Origin of the sequence: Desulforhabdus sp. TSK, assembly GCF_022836495.1 — a bacterium.
Taxonomy (GTDB): Bacteria; Desulfobacterota; Syntrophobacteria; order Syntrophobacterales; family Syntrophobacteraceae; genus Desulforhabdus.
The window spans coordinates 179,509-199,029 of record NZ_BQXM01000002.1; the positions used below are offsets into that span (position 1 = coordinate 179,509).

Annotated in this window: 18 protein-coding genes; 5 read left to right on the forward strand and 13 right to left on the reverse strand. The window is 58.7% G+C overall.

The window, feature by feature from the left end; genetic code table 11:
* The 3 genes from MWC30_RS02170 to MWC30_RS02180 are packed head-to-tail and all read right to left on the reverse strand — an operon-like array spanning position 1 to position 3,672.
* Complete coding sequence (locus tag MWC30_RS02170; protein ID WP_244082509.1) at positions 1-951, reverse strand: respiratory chain complex I subunit 1 family protein; 951 nt, start codon at positions 949-951, stop codon at positions 1-3.
* A 4-nt stretch (positions 952-955) separates the two neighbouring features.
* Positions 956-2,944 carry a proton-conducting transporter membrane subunit gene (locus MWC30_RS02175; RefSeq protein WP_244082510.1) on the reverse strand — a complete coding sequence of 663 codons (1,989 nt, stop codon included), beginning with the start codon at positions 2,942-2,944 and terminating at the stop codon, positions 956-958.
* A gap of 50 nt (positions 2,945-2,994) precedes the next feature.
* Entirely contained in the window at positions 2,995-3,672 is a 678-nt protein-coding gene (locus tag MWC30_RS02180; protein ID WP_244082511.1) for a PTS sugar transporter subunit IIA, read from the reverse strand.
* 215 nt (positions 3,673-3,887) lie between these two features.
* Here MWC30_RS02180 and MWC30_RS02185 point away from each other — a divergent pair, with 215 nt between their 5' ends.
* The 5 genes from MWC30_RS02185 to MWC30_RS02205 all read left to right on the forward strand — a co-directional run bounded on the left by MWC30_RS02185 (position 3,888) and on the right by MWC30_RS02205 (position 9,385).
* Positions 3,888-4,613: an acyltransferase gene (locus tag MWC30_RS02185; RefSeq protein ID WP_244082512.1), complete on the forward strand. Its 726-nt coding sequence runs from the start codon at positions 3,888-3,890 to the stop codon at positions 4,611-4,613.
* A 390-nt stretch (positions 4,614-5,003) separates the two neighbouring features.
* A complete protein-coding gene (locus MWC30_RS02190) occupies positions 5,004-6,473 on the forward strand; it encodes an SIR2 family protein (RefSeq protein ID WP_244082513.1) in 1,470 nt (489 codons plus the stop codon).
* Positions 6,470-7,075, forward strand: a complete 606-nt coding sequence (locus MWC30_RS02195) for an ATP-binding protein (protein ID WP_244082514.1) — start codon at positions 6,470-6,472, stop codon at positions 7,073-7,075. The genes MWC30_RS02190 and MWC30_RS02195 overlap by 4 nt, the downstream gene beginning before the upstream one ends.
* Complete coding sequence (locus MWC30_RS02200; protein WP_368860781.1) at positions 7,072-7,503, forward strand: hypothetical protein; 432 nt, start codon at positions 7,072-7,074, stop codon at positions 7,501-7,503. The genes MWC30_RS02195 and MWC30_RS02200 overlap by 4 nt, the downstream gene beginning before the upstream one ends.
* A gap of 148 nt (positions 7,504-7,651) precedes the next feature.
* Complete coding sequence (locus tag MWC30_RS02205; RefSeq protein ID WP_244082516.1) at positions 7,652-9,385, forward strand: IS1634 family transposase; 1,734 nt, start codon at positions 7,652-7,654, stop codon at positions 9,383-9,385.
* A 23-nt stretch (positions 9,386-9,408) separates the two neighbouring features.
* Here MWC30_RS02205 and MWC30_RS02210 read toward each other — a convergent pair whose 3' ends face one another.
* From MWC30_RS02210 to kdpB, 10 genes are all read right to left on the reverse strand, one after another.
* Complete coding sequence (locus tag MWC30_RS02210) at positions 9,409-10,155, reverse strand: SDR family NAD(P)-dependent oxidoreductase (RefSeq protein ID WP_244082517.1); 747 nt, start codon at positions 10,153-10,155, stop codon at positions 9,409-9,411.
* Between the two features lie 16 nt (positions 10,156-10,171).
* On the reverse strand, positions 10,172-11,011 hold the full coding sequence (locus MWC30_RS02215; protein ID WP_244082518.1) for an SDR family NAD(P)-dependent oxidoreductase: 840 nt from the start codon (positions 11,009-11,011) through the stop codon (positions 10,172-10,174).
* A 155-nt stretch (positions 11,012-11,166) separates the two neighbouring features.
* Positions 11,167-12,198: an aldo/keto reductase gene (locus tag MWC30_RS02220; RefSeq protein WP_244082519.1), complete on the reverse strand. Its 1,032-nt coding sequence runs from the start codon at positions 12,196-12,198 to the stop codon at positions 11,167-11,169.
* Between the two features lie 13 nt (positions 12,199-12,211).
* Complete coding sequence (locus MWC30_RS02225; RefSeq protein WP_244082520.1) at positions 12,212-12,763, reverse strand: DUF169 domain-containing protein; 552 nt, start codon at positions 12,761-12,763, stop codon at positions 12,212-12,214.
* A gap of 172 nt (positions 12,764-12,935) precedes the next feature.
* On the reverse strand, positions 12,936-13,706 hold the full coding sequence (locus tag MWC30_RS02230; RefSeq protein WP_244082521.1) for an SDR family NAD(P)-dependent oxidoreductase: 771 nt from the start codon (positions 13,704-13,706) through the stop codon (positions 12,936-12,938).
* Positions 13,707-13,768: 62 nt separating this feature from the next.
* On the reverse strand, positions 13,769-14,761 hold the full coding sequence (locus MWC30_RS02235) for a 2-hydroxyacid dehydrogenase (protein ID WP_244082522.1): 993 nt from the start codon (positions 14,759-14,761) through the stop codon (positions 13,769-13,771).
* A 108-nt stretch (positions 14,762-14,869) separates the two neighbouring features.
* Positions 14,870-15,529 (reverse strand): flavodoxin family protein, encoded by a 660-nt coding sequence (locus MWC30_RS02240; protein ID WP_306423190.1) that lies wholly within the window; start codon positions 15,527-15,529, stop codon positions 14,870-14,872.
* 74 nt (positions 15,530-15,603) lie between these two features.
* Positions 15,604-16,827 (reverse strand): universal stress protein, encoded by a 1,224-nt coding sequence (locus MWC30_RS02245; RefSeq protein ID WP_244082524.1) that lies wholly within the window; start codon positions 16,825-16,827, stop codon positions 15,604-15,606.
* Positions 16,827-17,441 (reverse strand): K(+)-transporting ATPase subunit C, encoded by a 615-nt coding sequence (gene kdpC / locus MWC30_RS02250; RefSeq protein WP_244082525.1) that lies wholly within the window; start codon positions 17,439-17,441, stop codon positions 16,827-16,829. The genes MWC30_RS02245 and kdpC overlap by 1 nt, the downstream gene beginning before the upstream one ends.
* Before the next feature lie 55 nt (positions 17,442-17,496).
* The gene (kdpB, locus tag MWC30_RS02255) at positions 17,497-19,518 is read right to left on the reverse strand and encodes a potassium-transporting ATPase subunit KdpB (RefSeq protein ID WP_244082526.1); all 2,022 of its coding nucleotides are present in this window, start codon (positions 19,516-19,518) and stop codon (positions 17,497-17,499) included.
* Between the last annotated feature and the right edge of the window lie 3 nt (positions 19,519-19,521).

The window sequence follows — 19,521 nt, forward strand, 5'->3', positions numbered from 1 at the left end:
CTATCTCCAGAGCAGCAGAATCAGGGCGAGAGTCGAAAGAAACCCGGCGCTGACCAGCAGTTGAGGCACCCGCAGCAGGCGCAGGCGGGCCATGGTGGATTCCACCACTCCAGTCAGCAGCGCCAGAAAGCAGAGGCCGGCAAAGACGGCGCTGGCGTCCAGCCAGGCATTCCCGGTTCTTACGGGAACGATCAGGCCTGCCGTCAGACTTCCCAGGAGCCACATTTTGAGAGACGCCCCATACAGGATCATGGCCAGGTCCGGTCCTCCGTGGTCCAGGATCATGACCTCGTGGATCATGGTCAGTTCCAGGTGTGTGTTGGGATCGTCGAAGGGGATCCGTGAATTTTCGGCCAGGAAAACGACAAAAAGGGCTCCCGCCACCATGAGCAGCGCCGGCCCTGAAGACAGCCACGCATCCATGGAGAGGGACGAATAGATCCCGCTGAGGGAAAGAGCTCCTTGAAAGTTCCCCAAAGGAGGCGCGATGTGGTCATGCCCCGCATGCGCGGCGGCTGCCAGTCCTACGAGCAGCGCGGGCTCCGCCAGGGCGGAGAATTGCACTTCCCGGCTGGCACCCATGCCTTCGAATGCCGATCCCGTGTCGAGAGCGGCGAGGACGGTGAAAAACCGCATGAGTCCCATCAGATAAGCGAGCAGGATCAGGTCGCCGTTGAAGTGAAATGGTGCGGATGCTCCTCCCCACGGCAGCACGAAGAGCGCCGTGATGGCGGCGGCGAGCTGCACCACAGGGCCCGCGCGGAAGATCCAGCTTGTCGTCTTGCTGTAAACTGCACCCTTGCGCAGGAGTTTGGCCAGGTCGAAATAAAGCTGGAAGAGGGGCTGCCCCGTGCGTCCGGCAAAGAAGGCTTTCGTCCGGTTGACGATTCCCACCAGCAGGGGAGAGAGGATCAAGGCCAGAAAGGGCAGGATCAACGAAGGAGTGTTCATGACGTCAGCTCAGGTTCCAGATCAGCAGGGCAAGCAGGGTGAGCGCGATATAAAGGACATAAAGCTGCACATGTCCTTCCTGAAGCCAGCGCAGGCGCAGTGCGAGCCATTCCACTCCCAGGAAAAGGGGGCGGTAGACTAAATCGTTGAAGAGGTCTCGGGGCTCCGTCTTCAAGGCGGCATACACGGGAAAGAGGCCTTCCGGGCGATCCAGGGATTCCCTGGTCCGGAGAATGCCGTCGAACATGCGGGTCAGGGGTTGAGCGAACGAAGATGCCGTGTATTGCATGCGTGCCGTGGGCTTTACATATCCGCAATCCCATGTGCCCGCCTGCTCCACCCTGCGGCGTGCGAGCAGCCTCCTGCACAGTCCTGCGAGCCCTGCCGCCAGAACCAGAAACAGGATGCCTCCCACCGAGACCCACAGGAGAGGAGCTTTGGCTGGGGACAGGAGGCTCTCCACCCGAGGGAAGGGCATGCTCGTGAGGATGCTCACCGCCGGGCAGAGAGCTCCGATGACGAAAGGAGCACACAATCCTATGAGGGCGCAGAACAGGGACAGCAGAACCATGGGGAGAAGCATGGATCGCCCGGGTTCGTGTCCTCGAAGGGCATGTTCGCTGCGCGGTTCACCCAGGAAGACCGTTCCGAAAGCCTTCGTGAAACAGGCAGCCGCCAGCCCACCGATGAGGGCCAGTCCCACGATGACCAGGAAGCCCGCCGGAGCCATGGTCTGGGCTTCAATGCTCCCGAGCGCTCCCAGGTAGAGGAGGAATTCACTGACGAAACCGTTCAGGGGCGGCAGGCCCGAAATGGCGGCTGCCCCGACGAGAAAAGTTCCCGCGGTCCAGGGCATTTTCTTCATCAGCCCCCCCAAATGCTCAAGCTCTCCCGTGCCCGTCTCGTGCAGGACAACTCCGGCTCCCAGGAAGAGCAGCCCCTTGAAAAGGGCGTGGTTGACGACGTGCAGCAATCCGCCGCCAAAACCCAGTGCGGCAAGAGCCGGGTGGCCTGAGCTCATGCCCAGTACTCCCAAGCCGACACCGAGGGTGATGATGCCCATGTTTTCCACGCTGTGATAGGCGAGCAGTCGCTTGATATCGTGTTGAGCCAGGGCGAACAAGACCCCGAGAATCCCGGAAACCAGACCCATGGCAAGTAGTGCCCATCCCCATCCGGGAGTCGGAGTACCCAGCAGCGTCAGGAGGCGCAGGATGCCATAAATGCCCGTCTTGATCATGGCCCCCGACATGACGGCCGACACGTGGCTGGGGGCCGCCGGGTGCGCCTCCGGGAGCCAGACATGGAAAGGTACGAAGCCCGCCTTGGTCCCGAAGCCCACGAGCCCCAGGAAAAAAGCGACATCCGCGACATGGGAAACGCGGGACCCGGCGCCGGAGAAACTGTCAAAGTCCAGGAGGACCGCTCCCGATTCCCGGCCGAGCAGGAAGAACAGGACGAATAGAAAAGCCGTTCCCAGGTGGGTGGCTGCCAGATAGGTCCATCCTGCCCGACGAACGCTCTCTTTTTCATTTTCGAAGGTGACGAGGAAAAAGGAGGCAAGGGACATGACTTCCCAGACCATGAGGAAGAGAATGCCGTTGCGAGCCGTCACCACGAGGGCCATGCCGGCGATGAGGAGGTTGAAGAAGAACCAGAAGGCCCCCAGGTTTTTGCCACCCGGAGTAGATTCCATGTATTGTCTGCCGTAGAGGGCTGCCAGGGCGCTGAGCAGGAAGATGGGCAGCAGGAAGAAAGCCGAGAGGGCGTCGATTTGCAGGAAAAAAGAGCCGTAGGGGACATTCCAGGGGTGGTAAAAGGTGGCTGTCGTTCCTGTCCTCAGCACCTGGATTGCGGGGAGAATCCCCACCAGGCTGCCGACGACGCCTCCGGCGGCGCCAAGAGTGTTGGCCCCGGATCGCTTTCCGCCGAGAAGCAGGGAGCACAAGCCCGAAAAACCGAGAAGAGCGACTGCAAGGAGTAAGAGGGACATGGTGATGGAACTGTCTCCACAAATGAAGGGTCAGGAGCGCGGATCGGACGTCATTTGGCCAGTCTCTCTTCCACATGGCGTGCCGCCTGAAGGATCTCTTCCGGTGGGGCCTGCCGGGTGATCAGGGCCTTGAAGCCGGGGTCTTTCAGCGTGAAAGCGAGCTTGGAAAGCAAATGGAGGTGCGAAGGCACGGTGGGGCTTACCAGAGTGAAGAGAATGCTGACGGGCAAACCATCGAGAGCGTCAAAATCGATGGGAGTTTCGAGGAAACAGAGGGTGATGGATGGCTGCGGCACATGGAGGACAATGGGGTTGCGCACGTGCGGAATGGCTATGCCGTCTCCGATGGCTGTAGAGCCCATGGATTCTCTGGCCAGAAGGACATCGTAAAGAAATTCGCGATCCACGTCCGGAGGCAGGCCCATGAGATCCACCACGGAACGCAGGACGGAGGCTTTGTCCCCCCCCTTCACCCCGTAAAAAATCCCACCGGTTTTCAAGATCTTGTCCAGAGAGGGAAGAACCTCTTCCTCCGGGTCCGGTGCCTTCACAAATTCTGCAGACACATTGATTTTCGCAGCCGTAGCCCATTCCAGCAGTTCGGCGCGGTTGAACCGGACCTGGTCGTTCACACGGTGAACGGGTAGATTCCGTTGCCTGATCCATCGGTAAATCGTGTTTTCAGAAACATTGAAGATGCTTGCTGCATCCTTGACATCGAGCTGCATTTCGATTCTGCTTCTGCCTGAGCCTCAAGATAATGAACGACGAAACTTAGGGATGGAAAGATGGTCCCAAAGGTTCACAATGTCAAGCAACAATTTTTTCATGGATGTGCGCACCTTCTCCCCCATTGGAGATCGGCGGAAAATGCTTTAAACAGGGGCAGTTTTCAGAGCAGGCGGATCCGCTGCAGGTAACCGGCGACATGGCAAGGAGCATCATGACGCAGATTGAATCAAGGCAAGGCGGCGATTTCCACTCTCCCGGGGCGTCCATTTCCCAAATCCATACCGTGCGTGTTGTTGCGATGCTCGGAGTCTTTCTGCACCACCTCTGGAACACGGTGATTCTGACTCCCACCGGTCCCTTTCAGTGGGGCCTCGATGTGCTCTTCGATACGGCCTCCGATGGAGTGATCCTCTTCAATATGCTCTCGGGTTTTCTGCTCGCCCTGCCTTATCTCGGTCCGGAGCGACGCCCGTTTGTCGGATATCGAATCTTCCTCCACCGGCGCTTCCTGCGGATCGTTCCCCCTTATTTTCTGGCGCTGGTCCTCTTTTCCCTGGCGAATGTTCTGGTCTTTGGAATTCCTCCCGTTTCGGCCCTGCACAACCTGCTATGGCACCTGAGCTTTTTGAATTCCCTCGATTATTCCATGATGTCCACGAACTTTTCCCATTTTTGGTACCTGGGCATGCTGGCGCAGTTCTATCTGCTCTTTCCCCTCGCACTCTTATCGACATCTCTTATCAGCTTATCATCCGACAAACCGGGCACCGGCCGCGACGACGCGCTTTTTGGGTGGGGATCTGCTCCGCGCCAAGGCCTAACTGCAGCGCAGGATCCGCTTGCGGGTGTAGATTTCTTTCGACGACATCCCCAAGCTCCTCATGCATTCGGTAAACCTTTGCTGGTGAAGAGCGGTGCGACCGCTTCTACACAATGAAACAGAAACTGCTGACGACCGATCCATGCGTGCCCGAAGGACTCGGTCCACCCCCGGACAAGATCCACCCATACCCGCTGTTGGATGCCTATTCCCTTTTTTCCGGATCACACACTCATCTCGGAGCGACATTCGGCGACATTATTTTGTCATCGTTTGCCCCACGTGTTTAAACCCGAGCCATTGACAATCTTCCTCAAGATGAGGTATCCAAAGACCATTGAAAAACAACTTGTTATCACCTCATGGAATGCACATGGCTAAACTTGAAATGACGGTAAGCAAACGAACATACGGGGGTCGCTGAGATGCATCTCCGTTTCTTCCTGTCATCTACCGGGAGATGTTTCCGACGAACGCACCTTCGCACAGCAGGTCATCGAACAGGAATTGCCGAAGGACCCGCTACTGCGCGGTCAGATCACTTGCGAAGCGATGCGCTGGGATGATCCGAATGCTCCGGTGACCATGCCGGCGACCCTGACACCGCAGGAGGCGGTCAATCAAGGCCTCGCCAAGCCGTCCGAGTGCGATGCCGTCATTGTCATCCTGTGGTCGCGGCTCGGAACTCCACTCCCTGACACCTACAAGAGGCCGGACGGCAGTCCTTATCTCTTAGGCACTGAATGGGAGTACGAGGATGCGTTCGCCGCGAAACCTCCGCCGTACGTCCTCGTTTATCACAGAAAGAGCAAGGTCGATTTTGGTGATCCCTCCGAGCCTGCCTTCGACGAAAAGGTCCAGCAATTCCGAAGGGTGCAAAAGTTCTTCGAGAGATTCCGGAACGCCGATGGCTCGTTGAAAGGCGGCTTTGTCGATTATGACACCCCGCAGGAATTTCGTGACCATCTGCGGCTCGATCTCCGGGCCTTCATCGAGCGCCGACTTGCTGAGAAGAAGACGGAAGCGCGTGCAACCCGGATCAAGGCACCGCCACCTTATAGCGTCATCGCCAAAGCCCTGAGCGGCGGGCGGGTCGTGCCGATCATTGGTGCCGGCATCAGTCATTCCGGTCGCCCGGCTGACGCCCACTGGAATCCGCAGGCGCCCGAGTTTCTGCCCAGCGGGGTGGAGCTATCACATTTCCTTGCCGACGACACCGGGTTTCCGTCCGAGGAGGAGCGGAGCCAGCTTGCGGAGGTCGCCTCCTACTACGAGGCCTTCCAGACGCGCGCCACATTGCGTGAGCGACTGCGGCAGGTCCTGGGCCCAGGTGCGCTCGCAGGCGCATCCATCCCGTCTCTCTATCAGTTTCTGGCGGAGGCGCCGAGGCCGCTTCTGATCGTCACCGCCAATTACGATACACAAATTGAGCGCGCCTTCTACGCCGCCCGGAAGCCCTATGATTTGGTGGTTTACACGGCTGATCGAAAGGACCTTGCCAACGCAGTCCTTTGGTGGCCGCACGGTGCCGCCCTACCGGAAACGCCGGCGCCCAATGCGCTTGATATCGATCTCGAGACGACCACCGTTATCTTCAAGATGCATGGTTCAATCCTGCCCGAAACAGACGAGTGGGACAGCTTCGTCATCACTGAAACAGACTATGTGGAGCTGCTCTCCCGCATGGCAAGCCGGTCGGCCATTCCTGCCCTGTTCGCCACGCACTGCCGTGACCGAAATCTGTTGTTTCTTGTTTATAGCCTTCGGGACTGGAACTTTCGCACCATTCTACAAAGCCTCAACCGGTTTTTCGCCAAACGCGTCGCCAACTATGGCGAGGAAGAGATCCCTTCGTGGGCCATCGATGAGCATTTGTCCGAGCTCGAAACCAAGTTTTGGCAGAAGAGGGGCGTTTACCCCTATGAGATCAGCATCGACGAATTCGTCACGACACTGCGGGCAAGGATGCCGGCATGACCTCCAGCGAAGGAGTCCGAAGGCTTTGCCCTTATGTGGGCTTGCAGCCGTTCGAAGAGGCCGATCGTGAGTTCTTTTTCGGCCGCGAGCGTGACCAGCGGATCATCATTTCCAACCTGCTGACCTCTCCCCTCACGATCCTCTATGGATCGAGCGGCGTCGGCAAGAGCTCGGTGTTGATGGCTGGGGTCTTGCCGCAACTGCGCCGTGAACGACCAAGAACCCCTGTCATCGTCTTCCGCAACTGGGCTGACAGGGAATTCCAGCTGGCGGTCACCCTCGCCTGCATCGAAGCGGTGTGGACAAAAGATGTCGACCAGCCGAAGCCGGCCGAATCTTTGCCCTTCGACGAAATCCTACGGGCCTGTTCCGAGGCCGCTCATGAAACGGTGTTGGTCGTTCTGGACCAGTTCGAGGAGTACTTTCTCTATCATCCGAAATCTTCAGATGCGGGGTCGTTCGAGGCTCAGTTTGCGCGTGCTGTGAACCGCGAAGATGTCGAAGTCGGCTTTCTCATCGCGTTGCGCGACGACAGCCTGTCCAAGCTCGACCGCTTCCAGGAGCGTATCCCCAACCTGAGGAAGATCTCGTCAGCGAATTGATCCGGGAAGTACGGACCGGTCAGGTTTCGGCGGGGCGCCATGGCGGCAGCGGCGCCGCGCCGGTGGAGGAAGGGTACATCGAGGCACCGTTTCTCCAGTTGGTCATGGTCCACCTATGGGAGGAGGAGATGCGCGCAGGCTCGAGCATCCTGCGTCGTGAAACCCTGGATCGTCTCAAGGGCGCCAGTGAAATCGTCCGTACTCATCTGGATGACGTTATGTCCCGACTGGAAGCAACCAGCCAGGCCGTTTGCGCCAGCTTTTTCGATCGCCTGGTCACTCCGACCGGCAGTAAGGTGGCGTGCAGTGCGGCGGACCTCGCCAGTTGGGCAGGCGACCTTGCCCCATGGGTGCCAGAGGTCCTGAATTCGCTGTCGAATGCCCGCAACCGCATCCTGCGCACGGGTTGCGGTGCCCGAAAATCCTGAAACAGCCCGTTACTCTCATTTCGCTCATTTTGTGTGGGATGTCTGGAATAATAAGCTGACAAAGGTATAAGATCGAATCATGGGGACATTTTTGTCGAGGTGGTGCAATGTAGGATTCAAAAACACCACACTCGGGGAGGGATGTCCCATGGAAATGAAAATCGAGAGAGTTGATGAGATCCCAATGCTCCTCTATTGGTTGAAGCAAACGAGAGTGGAGGAGATCGTTGATTCCATCTGGAAGCCTCACGGAAACTGGAAAGGGCTCACCTATGGTCAATTGGCTGTCCTGTTCGTGGTCTATGTCGTACACGGGCTCAATCATCGCCTGTATCAGATGGAGCAATGGGTCGAGGAGCATTTTCACGTCATCAGCCAGGCTTGCGGATGGACACTTTCGAGCAAAGATGCCACGGATGACAGGGCGGGAGCCATGATGCATGTTTTGGGGTCCGATATATCCCGCTGCATTTCATTTCAGCGGGAGTCGGGACGTCACTACATCCAAGCCTATGCACTGCCCACGGATGTGGTCCGCTATGACACCACCAGCTTCAATGTCCATCACGCGACCTCATCCAAAGCCTCGAACGATCTGTTCCACTTCGGCCACGGCAAGGATCATCGGCCGGACCTTTTGCAATTCAAGCAGGGCTTGGCAACGCTTGATCCCGGTGGATTTCCCTTGTTCAGTGAAACCATGGAGGGCAATGTCGCCGACGATACCCGTTACGTTCCCGCCTGGCGGGAGATGACGGTAACCATTGGCCACAAACACTTTCTTTACATTGCGGACTGCAAAGCCGCAGCCCTGAGCACCCGAGGCATTATCGATCATGAAGGTGGTCGCTACCTGTTTCCACTGCCCATGACCGGAGAAGTTCCGGCAAAGTTGAAAGCACTGGTCACGCGACCTCCCGCAAAGCCCGAAGCCATTTACCGACATCAAGTGGAGACCGACCGGACCGTGATCCATGAGATCGGCAGGGGATTTTGCGTCAATACCCCCGTATCTTTCAAGCTGGAGCTCGAAACTGTTCACAACTGGGACGAGCGCTGGTTTATCGTTCAAAGTCGCACCTATGCCAGAACTCAGGCAAAGGCGATCATGGCTCGCCTCAAGAAGGCACAAACCGAGCTCGGGCGTCTCAAGCCCAAGAAGAATGAAACGGGCGACCAGCTTTGTCAGCGGGCTCAAAAAATCCTCAAGGACAGATCCTGCCTTGGCCTCATCGATCTGGAAGCTCGGGAAACCATCGTTCGCAAGGAAAAGCATATGGGTCGAGGCCGCCCCAAAGCCGACAGTCCCCGCATAGTGGAGGAAATCACGGGGGCCAGCTTGAGCTTTCAGCGTAATCGCACTGCCATTGCCGAGGCCATACGTCTGGCCGGATGGCGTATCTATGTGACCAATGTGCCTTCCGAAGCCATGACGCTCGAACAAAGCGTGCGTTACTACCGCGAGGAATGGGTGGTGGAGAGAGGATTCCATCGGTTCAAGGAAGGATCCCTGCCCGCCTTGCCCATCTACCTCCATCTTCCCGAGCGCATCCGTGGCTTCATGATGCTTCTGTCCGTTGCTCTACAAGTCATCACCCTGATCGAATTTGTAGCCAGGAAGAATCTGGCCGCCTCAAATGAGCCCATCGCCGGACTTGTCCCGGGTAATCCCAAGATGAAGACCCTTCGGCCCACTACGGAAAGACTGCTCGCACCCTTCAAGGGACTTCATCTGCTTGTGGAAAAGACCTCGGAAAGCATCAAGCTCAGACTCATTGAAGAGCTAAAACCCATTCAGGAGCATATACTCCATCTCCTCGGAATTCCACCCGACATCTACGCATTACATTCCGATGTCGCAATATTCAATGACACAACATGAAATGAGCGAAATGAGCGTGATAATCAAAGCATCCCGCCGTCGGCGGCAACCACCTGGCCGGTCACGTAATCCGAATCGGCGCAGGCGAAGTACACAAATATCCCGACCAGCCGCTCGGTGTCAGAGAGTTCTTCCAACCGTTTGCCCGCTTCAGCGCCGAACTCCCCGGCGTAGTAAACGGCCAGCGCCTCCGTCATACGCGTTTTGGCGACGGGAACCACGGCATTAACCTGGATGTTAAGCGGAGCGAGTTCCTTGGCCACGTTCCTGGTAAAGGCGGCAATGCCCCCTTTCGCCGAGGCGTAATCGACCACGCCATACGATCCCCGAAGCGCAGCCGGGGCGGACAGGTTGATGATCTTGCCGCTTTTCGCGGGAATCATGAAGCGCCGCACCGCCTCTTGTGTGTGATAAAACGTTCCGAACAGATGTGTGCGTACCGTTTTTTCGAACTGCTCCGGGCTGATCTCCAGAAACGGGGTGGGGCGGATGATCCCAGCGTTATTAACAAGGACATCTAGCCCTCCCATCTTACTTTGGACATCGTCCATGAGGCGACTGACGTCTTCCAGGGAGGCGGCGTTGTAAAGTCCTCCCGCGGCCTTGACGCCGAAAGCCCGCGCATCCTCGACCGTCTTTGCCAGGCCTTCTTTGTCCTCCCTTGCCGTCAGGAACAGGTCCGCCCCTTCCCGGGCGTAGCCCAACGCCACCGACCGGCCGATACCCCTGCTGGCCCCTGTAACCAGCGCCTTCTTGCCTGAAAGTCTCATATGCCACCTCCTTTCCTCATTTCCCGTATTGTGCAGGCGACTCGCGGCACCAGCCCGCATCTTCGAATGCCGCCGCTGGTTCCGACTCTCGCCAGTGACGAGCGTTCACGCGCCGACCGGTAACCCCGTCGGACGCATTGGACACCAACCACAGCAACGGCGGAACGATGATCGCCGGATTAAGTAGTGGTGAGCGGCCGCTCTCGTCCAAACCCGGCGGGATCATGCCGGTCAGCGTCGCCCCGCCCGGTAGCAGAGCGTTTACCGTCACGCCGGTACCCGCGAGGTCGTGCGCCCAGATGACCGTTTCCGACTCCAGGGCCGCCTTCGAGGGGCCGTAGGGTGAGAAGCCACGGCGTCGCATCGTCTCGTGGTTCATGGAAATATTGACGATACGCCCCCACCCGCTGACGAGCAGGTGCGGTACCACAGCACAAGCCATGAGAAAGGGGCCGTTCACGTTGGTGTCGATGATCATGCGCCAGACGGCGGGGTCGGTTTCCCAGAAGCGGGTCGGCTCGGTAAGAAACCGATCGCTGACGAACTTCATGCCGCGACCGGCATTGTTGACCAGGATATCCAGTCGTCGCCACCGCTCGATCGCGGCGGCCGCCACCCGCGCGCAGTCGGCTTCGCGAGTGACGTCGGCAAGTACCGGAAGAATGCGCTTTTCCCCGCACTCTGCACCGCTCTCGGCGGCTACCTGCTCGATCTCGTCGCGTCCCTGGGCTGCAGTGATGACGACGCGCGCCCCGGCCCGTGCAAGACCCAGGCTCATCGCCCGGCCGAGACCCCGTCCGCCGCCGGTGACGATCGCCACTCGACCGTTGAGATTTCCCGCGTTCCCGTCTCTCATAGGTTCAGTACCTCCGCTGGTGCGGCCGGATGCGGCGGGCCGCTAACGGCGCCGGATGGCAACACGGCCGTGACATGCGCCATCCGGCCCGGAAGGTTTTGCGCTCTTCTCCATCCCCGCCATGCGAAAAACCGTGGAATCCTGTAACCAGTGACTCAGATAATAACCCGCGAATTGTCACGGTCGAGCCGCGTAAAATCAAGCATCCACTTCGGGTACAGACGCGGCAGCGGGCTGACTTCATCCAGCGCCCGGACTTCTTCGGTGCTAAGCTGCCATGTTACGGTTTTGAGGTTTTCTTCAAGCTGCTCGGGTTTGGTCGCTCCGATGATGACCGAACTGACCGCTTGTTTGCGCAACAGGTAGTTGAGCGACACCTGCGCCGGGCTCACGCCGCGCGCATCTGAGATACGCTTCACCTCCTCGAGAATCGTGTAGGCCCGGTCCTCGTCGAATTGGATGAAGTTCTGATCTTCTTTGCTTCGCCGCGCATCCTTCGGACCCTTGCCGCCGCGCGGATACTTGCCTGTGAGAAAGCCCGCGGCCAGCGGCGACCATGGTGTTATTCCCAACCCCTGGTCCTGGCACAGGGGTACAAGTTCGATTTCCACATCGCGCGCGAGCAGCGAATAGTGTGCCTGAAGCGATACGAACTTCTCCCAGTGATGCCTATCGGAGAGCGAAAGCGCCTTCATCAGTTGCCAGGCAAAGAAGTTGGAGCAGCCGAGATAACGCACCTTGCCTTGACGGACCAAGTCGTTCAGGGCCGACAAAGTCTCTTCCAGCGGCGTCATGAAGTCGAAGCTATGCACGATGTACAGGTCGATGTAATCCACGCCCAGCCGTCGCAGGCTGTTTTCGCAACCCTGGATGATATGAAGCCGGCTCAGACCCACGTCGTTGACCCCGGGGCTCATGCGCCCGCGCACTTTGGTGGCCAGCACCACCTGATCTCGTTTGCCCTTCAGCGCCTTGCCAAGCATCTCTTCCGACTGGCCGTGCGAATACACATCGGCGGTGTCGAAGAAGTTGACGCCGGCGTCCAGCGCAATGTCCACCAGACGCCGGGCGGCTTCCTGGTCGAGTCCCCCGATTTTCTCCCAATATCCCCGTGCGCCGAAACTCATTGCACCGAAGCACAATTCCGAAACAAACAAGCCAGATTTACCCAATTGGCGGTATTGCATAATCCTACCCTCCTTATCGATTAGCCAAAACCACGAGAGCGGAGATTTGGTCCGGGTCGGCGAGAAAAACGATCACCTGGGGCTCTTCCTTATCTGGAACTACATCGGTTAGAGGCTTGAAGACGACGAACTTCTTGGGGATCTCCATGATGGGCATGCTGTCAATGAACTGCTTCACCAGTTCCGGAGATTTCAGATACCCTTCCCCGTGGCGGAATTTCTCCAGAAAATCTTCTCCCGCGGACGATCCCAGTCTTTCCGCCATCTCGCGGCCCTTCGGCCAATTCTCGTTTCCCGTGGACAGAAAAGGATAGAAGCATTCGATCCCGCCGGGAAAATTGAGATACTGGTTCCCGAACCCCAGACCGACCCCGCCGCCCCAGCAGCCATAGGTGCTTTTGTCAAAGGCCGTGGTTTTCCCTTTTGCCGCAGCCGCCAGCATCCACATGACACATCCCCATTTGCCCTGTTTGAACCCCATCGCTTTTTCGGGTCTGTCGTCGGTCCAGATGACGGCGACGGGGTGATATTTCAACTTCAACGCCTGGGCGATACTGCTTTCCATTGTTACACCTCCGTTCCGTTCAATGACTCGTTCCGGGACCGCTCCCACCGGTCTGTATATATTCATATGGCCATTCGGACTTGCAATAACGGACCCAAATTTTACGCCTTCTTCCTTCAATCCGCGCCAATCGCCCATCCATACCTGCGCGGAGGTGACCGAATTCCGTCGTTCAATGCATGGCCAGCCCGCCGCTCACACTGACCACCTGTCCGGTCACAAAAGCGGCATCGTCGGAAGCCAGCCATGCCGCCGTGCCCGCCAGGTCCTCGGGGTATTCGAGTCTCGGTATGGCGGAGCTCCGGGCAAGTTGTTCGCTCATTTCGGCAAAATCGTGTTCCTGGACGGTTTCACTTTGGGTCAGGCCCGGAGAAATAGCGTTGACCGTCACGCCGAAGCTGCCCACTTCAAAAGCCAACGCTCGGGTCAAGCCAACCACTGCGGCCTTTGAGGAGACGTATTGGACGCCGTTGCCGCGCCCCATGTAGACCGTATCGGAGGATATGTTGATGATGCGGCCCCATTTTTGCGAACGCATGCCCGGAAACACGGCCTTCGAGCACAGCCACATGCCTTTCACATTGACGTTCATCACCTTGTCCCAATCGGCTTCGTCCAGTTCATAAAAGGGGCGTGCCGCCCGCTCGACGCCGATGTGCCGCAGCATGACGGCTGCGTTGTTGACCAGGATATCGATCTTGCCGAAGCGTTCGCACACCTGGAACACCATCGCCTCGACTTGATCCGCCACAGAGACGTCGCACACCACCGGGAACACGTCCGCGCCTATGTCATCGGCGGCTTGCCGGAGTACGTCTTCAGTCGTGCCGCAGATGGCGACCCTGGCACCTTCAGCATGGAGCCGGGCGGCGATCGCCTTGCCGATGCCGCGTCCGCCGCCGGTTACCAGCGCAACACGGTTTTCAAGTCGTTTCATTGTCATACCTCTCTCTCCTTTTGTGATTGCAGAACCTTGCGCCGGCCGGCTCCCCCGGCCGATGCCGCTTAAGCGTACTCTTCCGGGCGCACCAGCCCCGCGACCGGTTCAGCGAGCAGAAAACGCCTGATATTTTCCGCGGCCCTTTGAGCCGCCACCGCCAGTGAGCCGGGCACAAGCGCGGAGTTGTGCGGCGTACCCAGCACGTTGGGCAGATCGAGGAAGGGGTGGTGCATCTCGAAGCGGCCATGCCGGAACGGTTCGGTCCACCAGGCATCGATTCCGGCCATGAAGGTCGGCGTGTCCTGGAGGTGCCGGTAAAAGGCGTCTTCGTCGATGACTTCTCCGCGGCCGACGTTGACCAGCACGGCATCCGGCTTCATCTGCTTCAACTGCCGCTCGCCGATGAGCCCGCTGGTTCCCCGGTTCAAGGGCAGCGTGACGACGATGATGTCGGCCCGGGGCAGCACCGCCCCCAGGTCGGCGGGCGTCCCGAGAAACTCGACCGGCTCCGTGCTTTTGCCGCTGTGGTTGATGGCCAGGATGCGCATATCGAAGGCCTTGAAAAGCCGCCCCACTTCCCGCCCGATCCCGCCAAAACCCAGAATAACGGCCGTCGCGCCGGCCAGGGCCTTGTTCTCCGAAAACTGGTCGAAGACGCCTCGCCTGAGCTTATCGTGATGGGCGAAGAGCCGCTTGCTCAAGGCCAGCACCATCGCCAGGACATGCTCGGCCATGGGCCGGGCATAGGCGCCGACGTTGCTTGCGACGGTCAGGTCGGCGGGCAGACGGGAAAAATCGAGATGATCCGCGCCGGCCGACAAAAGTTGCATAAAGGAGACGTTCTCAAGCAGTCTTTCTTCGGTTGGGGAGAATTCCTGGTGAGGAGCCCAGGCCAGAACGACCCTGGACGCCCCCAACGTCACGGCGCGACTTTCCGGGTCGAGGTTTTCCAGGTAAGCAATCCTGGCAACGGGATCCAGGACCTCCTCTATCCGGCCTTTTGCCTCAGCCCCCAAGTTGAAGCTTACGGTGATAAGCGGCTTATCCGTCTTGTTCATTTCGTTCTCCTCCCCATCAAAGCATCCCGCCGTTGGCGGCAATCACCTTGCCGATGCCGCGTCCTCCGCCTGTTATCAGAGCAACATGGTTTTCAAGCCGTTTCATTGTCATACCTCTCTCTCCTTTTGTGATGGGTTGCACAGTTTTGCCCCCAGGTCGAAGGCCTTCCGGCAGTCCTCCGGGAAAACCTCCTCGTGACGCTTCCGTTTTGCGGCGGCGTCGAACATACCCGCCTCGTATTTGGAATAATCTTCGAACTGCAGGGTGTCGAAGCTCATGAGCGACTCACAGGGACCGAATATCATCTCAAGGAGAAATGCGTTGAACTGAAACACCCGTTCCAAGCTCATTTTCGGAACCATCTCCTCGGGAATGTTCATCGTGTATATCCATGCGGTGGGGATCTTTCGCGGAAAAAGGGTGCGGCCGCTCCAGTCTTCATAACGGAGATAGGGGAACAAAAGCCGTTCAAGGAAAGACCGCATTTCGCCGCTGACCTCGCCGAAGTAGATGGGCGAACCCAAAATAAGGGCGTCGGCCCCGCGGATTTCCTCCAGGAGCGGCGTCAGCCCGTCTCGAGTTGCGCATCTGCCGAGACTCTTGCCGCCCTTTTTCTTACAGGCGAAGCAACTGATACACCCCTTGTAGTCGAGGTCGTACAGGTGGAAAAGCCTTGTTTCGGCGCCTTTCGAAGCGGCGCCCTCCAATGCATGTTCGAGCATGGCGGCGGTATTCCATTCTTTTCTTGGACTTCCGTTGATGGCTATGAAGTTTTCCTCTTTGCGCTTCGCTTATATGGCTGAGAGCTAATCTCTAAACGCTGCCCCCTATCAGAGATGCTTCATTTCGATTCCGAGCCTTCAACCACCTCCCAGTGCTGGATTTTAGGTTTTTTTTCTTGTGGATTCTTTGCCTTGCCATTGTCGTATTTGCGGGTGTCCAGGATGACGAGTGTGATCCCGCGGGCCTCTTCCATGAGACGCTCGACGATGTTCGTCTTTCCCAGAAGTTTTTTCCAGAAGGGTGTATGACCCGGGCGCCCGAGAACGATGTGCCCGACGCGGTATTCGCGTGCGAATCGAAGGATGGTGTCGGCAATGTCGTCCCCCTTATAGGTGAAGACCGTGGCTCCCAGTTGGGTGGCCAGGGTTAGAGTCTCCAACAGCAACCGTTGAATGGTGGAATCGATCCGTGTCGGCTCTTCCCCCGGTGTCTGCACGTAGACGGCGTACCAGTTGCGGTTCAGCCGTCCTGCGAGCCTCGACGCATAGCGTAGGAGCATCTTGCTGTTCGGACCTCCGGAGCTCAAACAGACCATCAACTGGTCGGGTGTGGCCGGGATGTCGAGATCCAGGGTATCGCGGCTTTTCGCCTCGATTTGTGACGCCGCCTCACGCAGGGTGAGCTCCCGCAGTTGAACGAGATTGGGCTCCTTGAAGAAGTGGGCCAAAGCGGTGCCAATACGTTCTTTGGGATAGATTTTCCCTTCTTCGAGGCGCTTCTGCAGGTCTTCCGTCGTGAGGTCCACGTTGACGATCTCATCGGCATCGGCGATGACGGAATCGGGGATGCGTTCGCTCACCTTGACGCCTGAAATCGTCTCCACGGTGTCATAGAGGCTCTCGAAATGCTGGACGTTCAAGGTGCTGATGACATGGATGCCCGCAGCGAGGATCTCCTGGACGTCCTGGTAGCGTTTGGCGTTGCGGCTTCCCGGGACATTCGTGTGAGCAAGCTCGTCCACGAGGACCACCTGGGGCTTTCTGGCCAGGATGGCGTCGACGTCCATTTCCTCCACCACGATGCCACGATATTCCTGGCGCCGGCGGGGGATGACTTCCAGCCCCTCCACAAGGGCTGCCGTGTCGGCGCGTCCGTGGGTTTCCACAAGGCCCACCGCGATGTCGATTTCTTCCTTCTTGAGCCGGTGGGCTTCCTCCAGCATCTGCCAGGTTTTTCCCACTCCCGCACAGTAGCCCAGGTACACTTTGAGGCGTCCGCGCTGTGCGCGCCGGATCATCCTCAAAAAAGTGTCCGGCCGCTTTCTTGACAGGATCTCATCCATCACAATTTCCCGTCCAGCGCGAGGTTCAGCAGCAGAACGTTGACTCGCGGCTCGCCCAGAAAGCCCAGTTCCCTGTTTTCTGTCGCGGATTCGATTTTACGGCGCACGGCGTCTTCGGTGAGGCCTCGGGCGACGGCCACGCGGTGCGCCTGGAGAAAGGCGTTTTCCCTGGAGATATGCGGGTCGAGCCCACTCCCTGAGGCTGTTACGGCATCTGCGGGAACGGGGGCGTCCGCAGCCAGCCCGTTCTCCTCTCGATATCGTTTCACACGCTCCTGCACCGTTTCGGCGAGCTTTCGCGAGGTGGGGCCCCGGTTGCTCCCTCCGGATTGGACTCCGTCATATCCCTCTCCGGCCGCCGATGGGCGTGGGTGGATATAAGCTGCCCCGCTGAAAGCCTGGCCGATCAGACTTGAGCCCGCGACCTGGCCATTCCGCAAAACGAGGGAGCCGTTTGCCTTTTCCGGGAAAAGCCCTTGTGCGAGACCCCAGACAATCAGGGGATAAACACCCCCGAGGAGAATCGCCAGGAAGCAGGTGGCTGCCAGGGCCGTGTATAACTCTTTTCGAATGCGCTTGATGCTGTAGAAGCTTTCGAACGTCAGGTTTTTCATGATCTGAGTCCTTTTCAACGGCAGCGCCGTCTTGCACGGCGGCGTTCCGGTTGGGTCAAACCAGGCCCAGCCCATGGATGAGCATGTCAATGAGCTTGATCCCGATGAAAGGCGCCACCAGTCCCCCCAGGCCATACAGGAAGAGGTTGCGGCGCAGCAGGACCGCCGCGCTCATGGGGCGGAAGTGCACCCCCCTCAGCGCCAGGGGAATGAGAGCGATGATGATGAGGGCGTTGAAGATGACGGCGCTCAGGATGGCGCTGCCGGACGAGCCCAGGCGCATGAGATTGAGCGGTGCGATGGCGGGGAAAGCGCCCACCAGCATGGCCGGGAGGATGGCGAAGTATTTGGCCACATCGTTGGCGATGCTGAAAGTCGTGAGCGCCCCCCGGGTCATTAGCATCTGCTTTCCGATCTCCACAATTTCAATGAGCTTGGTGGGATTCGAGTCGAGATCCACCATGTTTCCCGCTTCCTTGGCGGCCTGGGTTCCCGTATTCATGGCGACTCCCACATCGGCCTGGGCCAGGGCTGGAGCGTCGTTGGTCCCATCTCCCGTCATGGCGACCAGGTGGCCCGCCGCCTGTTCTTTTCGGATGAGGGCGAGCTTGTCTTCGGGTCGCGCTTCGGCGAGGAAATCGTCCACACCGGCTTCCTCGGCAATGGCTGCCGCCGTGAGGCGATTATCCCCGGTGATCATCACCGTCCTGATGCCCATGGCGCGGAAGCGCTCGAAGCGGTCCCTGAGCCCTCCTTTGACGATGTCCTTGAGATGGACGACCCCCAGCACCCGATCATTGTCCGAAACCACCAGGGGCGTGCCGCCCTTTTGGGAAATCTCTTCAACCGCCGCAGCGATTTCTGGAGGGAAGGGGCGGTCGGTGTATTCCCGAATGGCGTCGGAAGCACCTTTGCGGATCCTTCGGCCGTCGGTGTCGATGCCGCTCATGCGGGTTTGAGCCGTGAAAGGAATGAACCGGGCATGAGGCATTTCCGCAATGGAACGGCCTCTGAGGCCGTATTGCTTGGCCAGCACGACAATGCTCCGCCCCTCGGGAGTCTCGTCGGCCAGGGAGGCCAGCTGTGCGGCATCGGCGAGCTCTTCCACACGCACCCCTGCGGCCGGCAGGAGCTCAGATGCCTGGCGGTCTCCCAGGGTGATGGTTCCCGTTTTGTCGAGAAGCAGTACATCCACGTCTCCAGCGGCTTCCACAGCGCGTCCGCTCATGGCGAGGACATTCTTCTGCACCAGGCGGTCGATGCCGGCGATTCCGATGGCGCTGAGCAGGCCTCCGATGGTGGTGGGAATGAGGCATACCAGCAGAGCCACGAGAACCGTGACGGAAAAGGACACGTTGGAGTAAAGCCCAAAGAGCTTGAAGGAAAGGATCGCCACCAGGAATATGAGGGTGAGGGCCGAGAGAAGTATGGTCAAAGCGATCTCGTTGGGGGTCTTCTGACGCCTGGCTCCTTCCACCAGCCCGATCATATGATCCAGGAAGCTTTCGCCGGGATTTGCCGTAACACGAACCCGGATACTGTCTGAAAGCACCTTCGTGCCGCCCGTCACCGCGCTGCGGTCGCCGCCGGCTTCACGGATCACCGGGGCGGATTCCCCCGTGATGGCCGATTCATCAACGGTGGCCGCACCTTCGACAATTTCGCCGTCCGCCGGGATGATCTCGCCGGCGGAAACGAGGACAACATCCCCTTTACGCAGCTGATCCGCGGGGATATTGAGAGGGGTGCCGTCCGGTTCCACCCGCCTGGCTGAGGTTTGAGTGCGCGTTTTCCGAAGTTCATTGGCTTGAGCCTTTCCACGTCCTTCGGCGACGGCTTCGGCAAAATTTGCGAAAAGCACCGTGAACCAGAGCCAGAGGGTCACCTGGAAGCTGAATCCGACGGGCTCCTGGTCCGTTCGGGCCACAAGTCCGAGGGTCGTGATGAAGGCTCCCACTTCGGTCACGAACATGACGGGATTCTTCACCATGGAGCGCGGATGGAGCTTCTTGAAAGATTCCACCGCGGCTCGTGCAACGATTCCCCCATGGAAGAGGGACTGTTTTTTTCCGGCCATGTC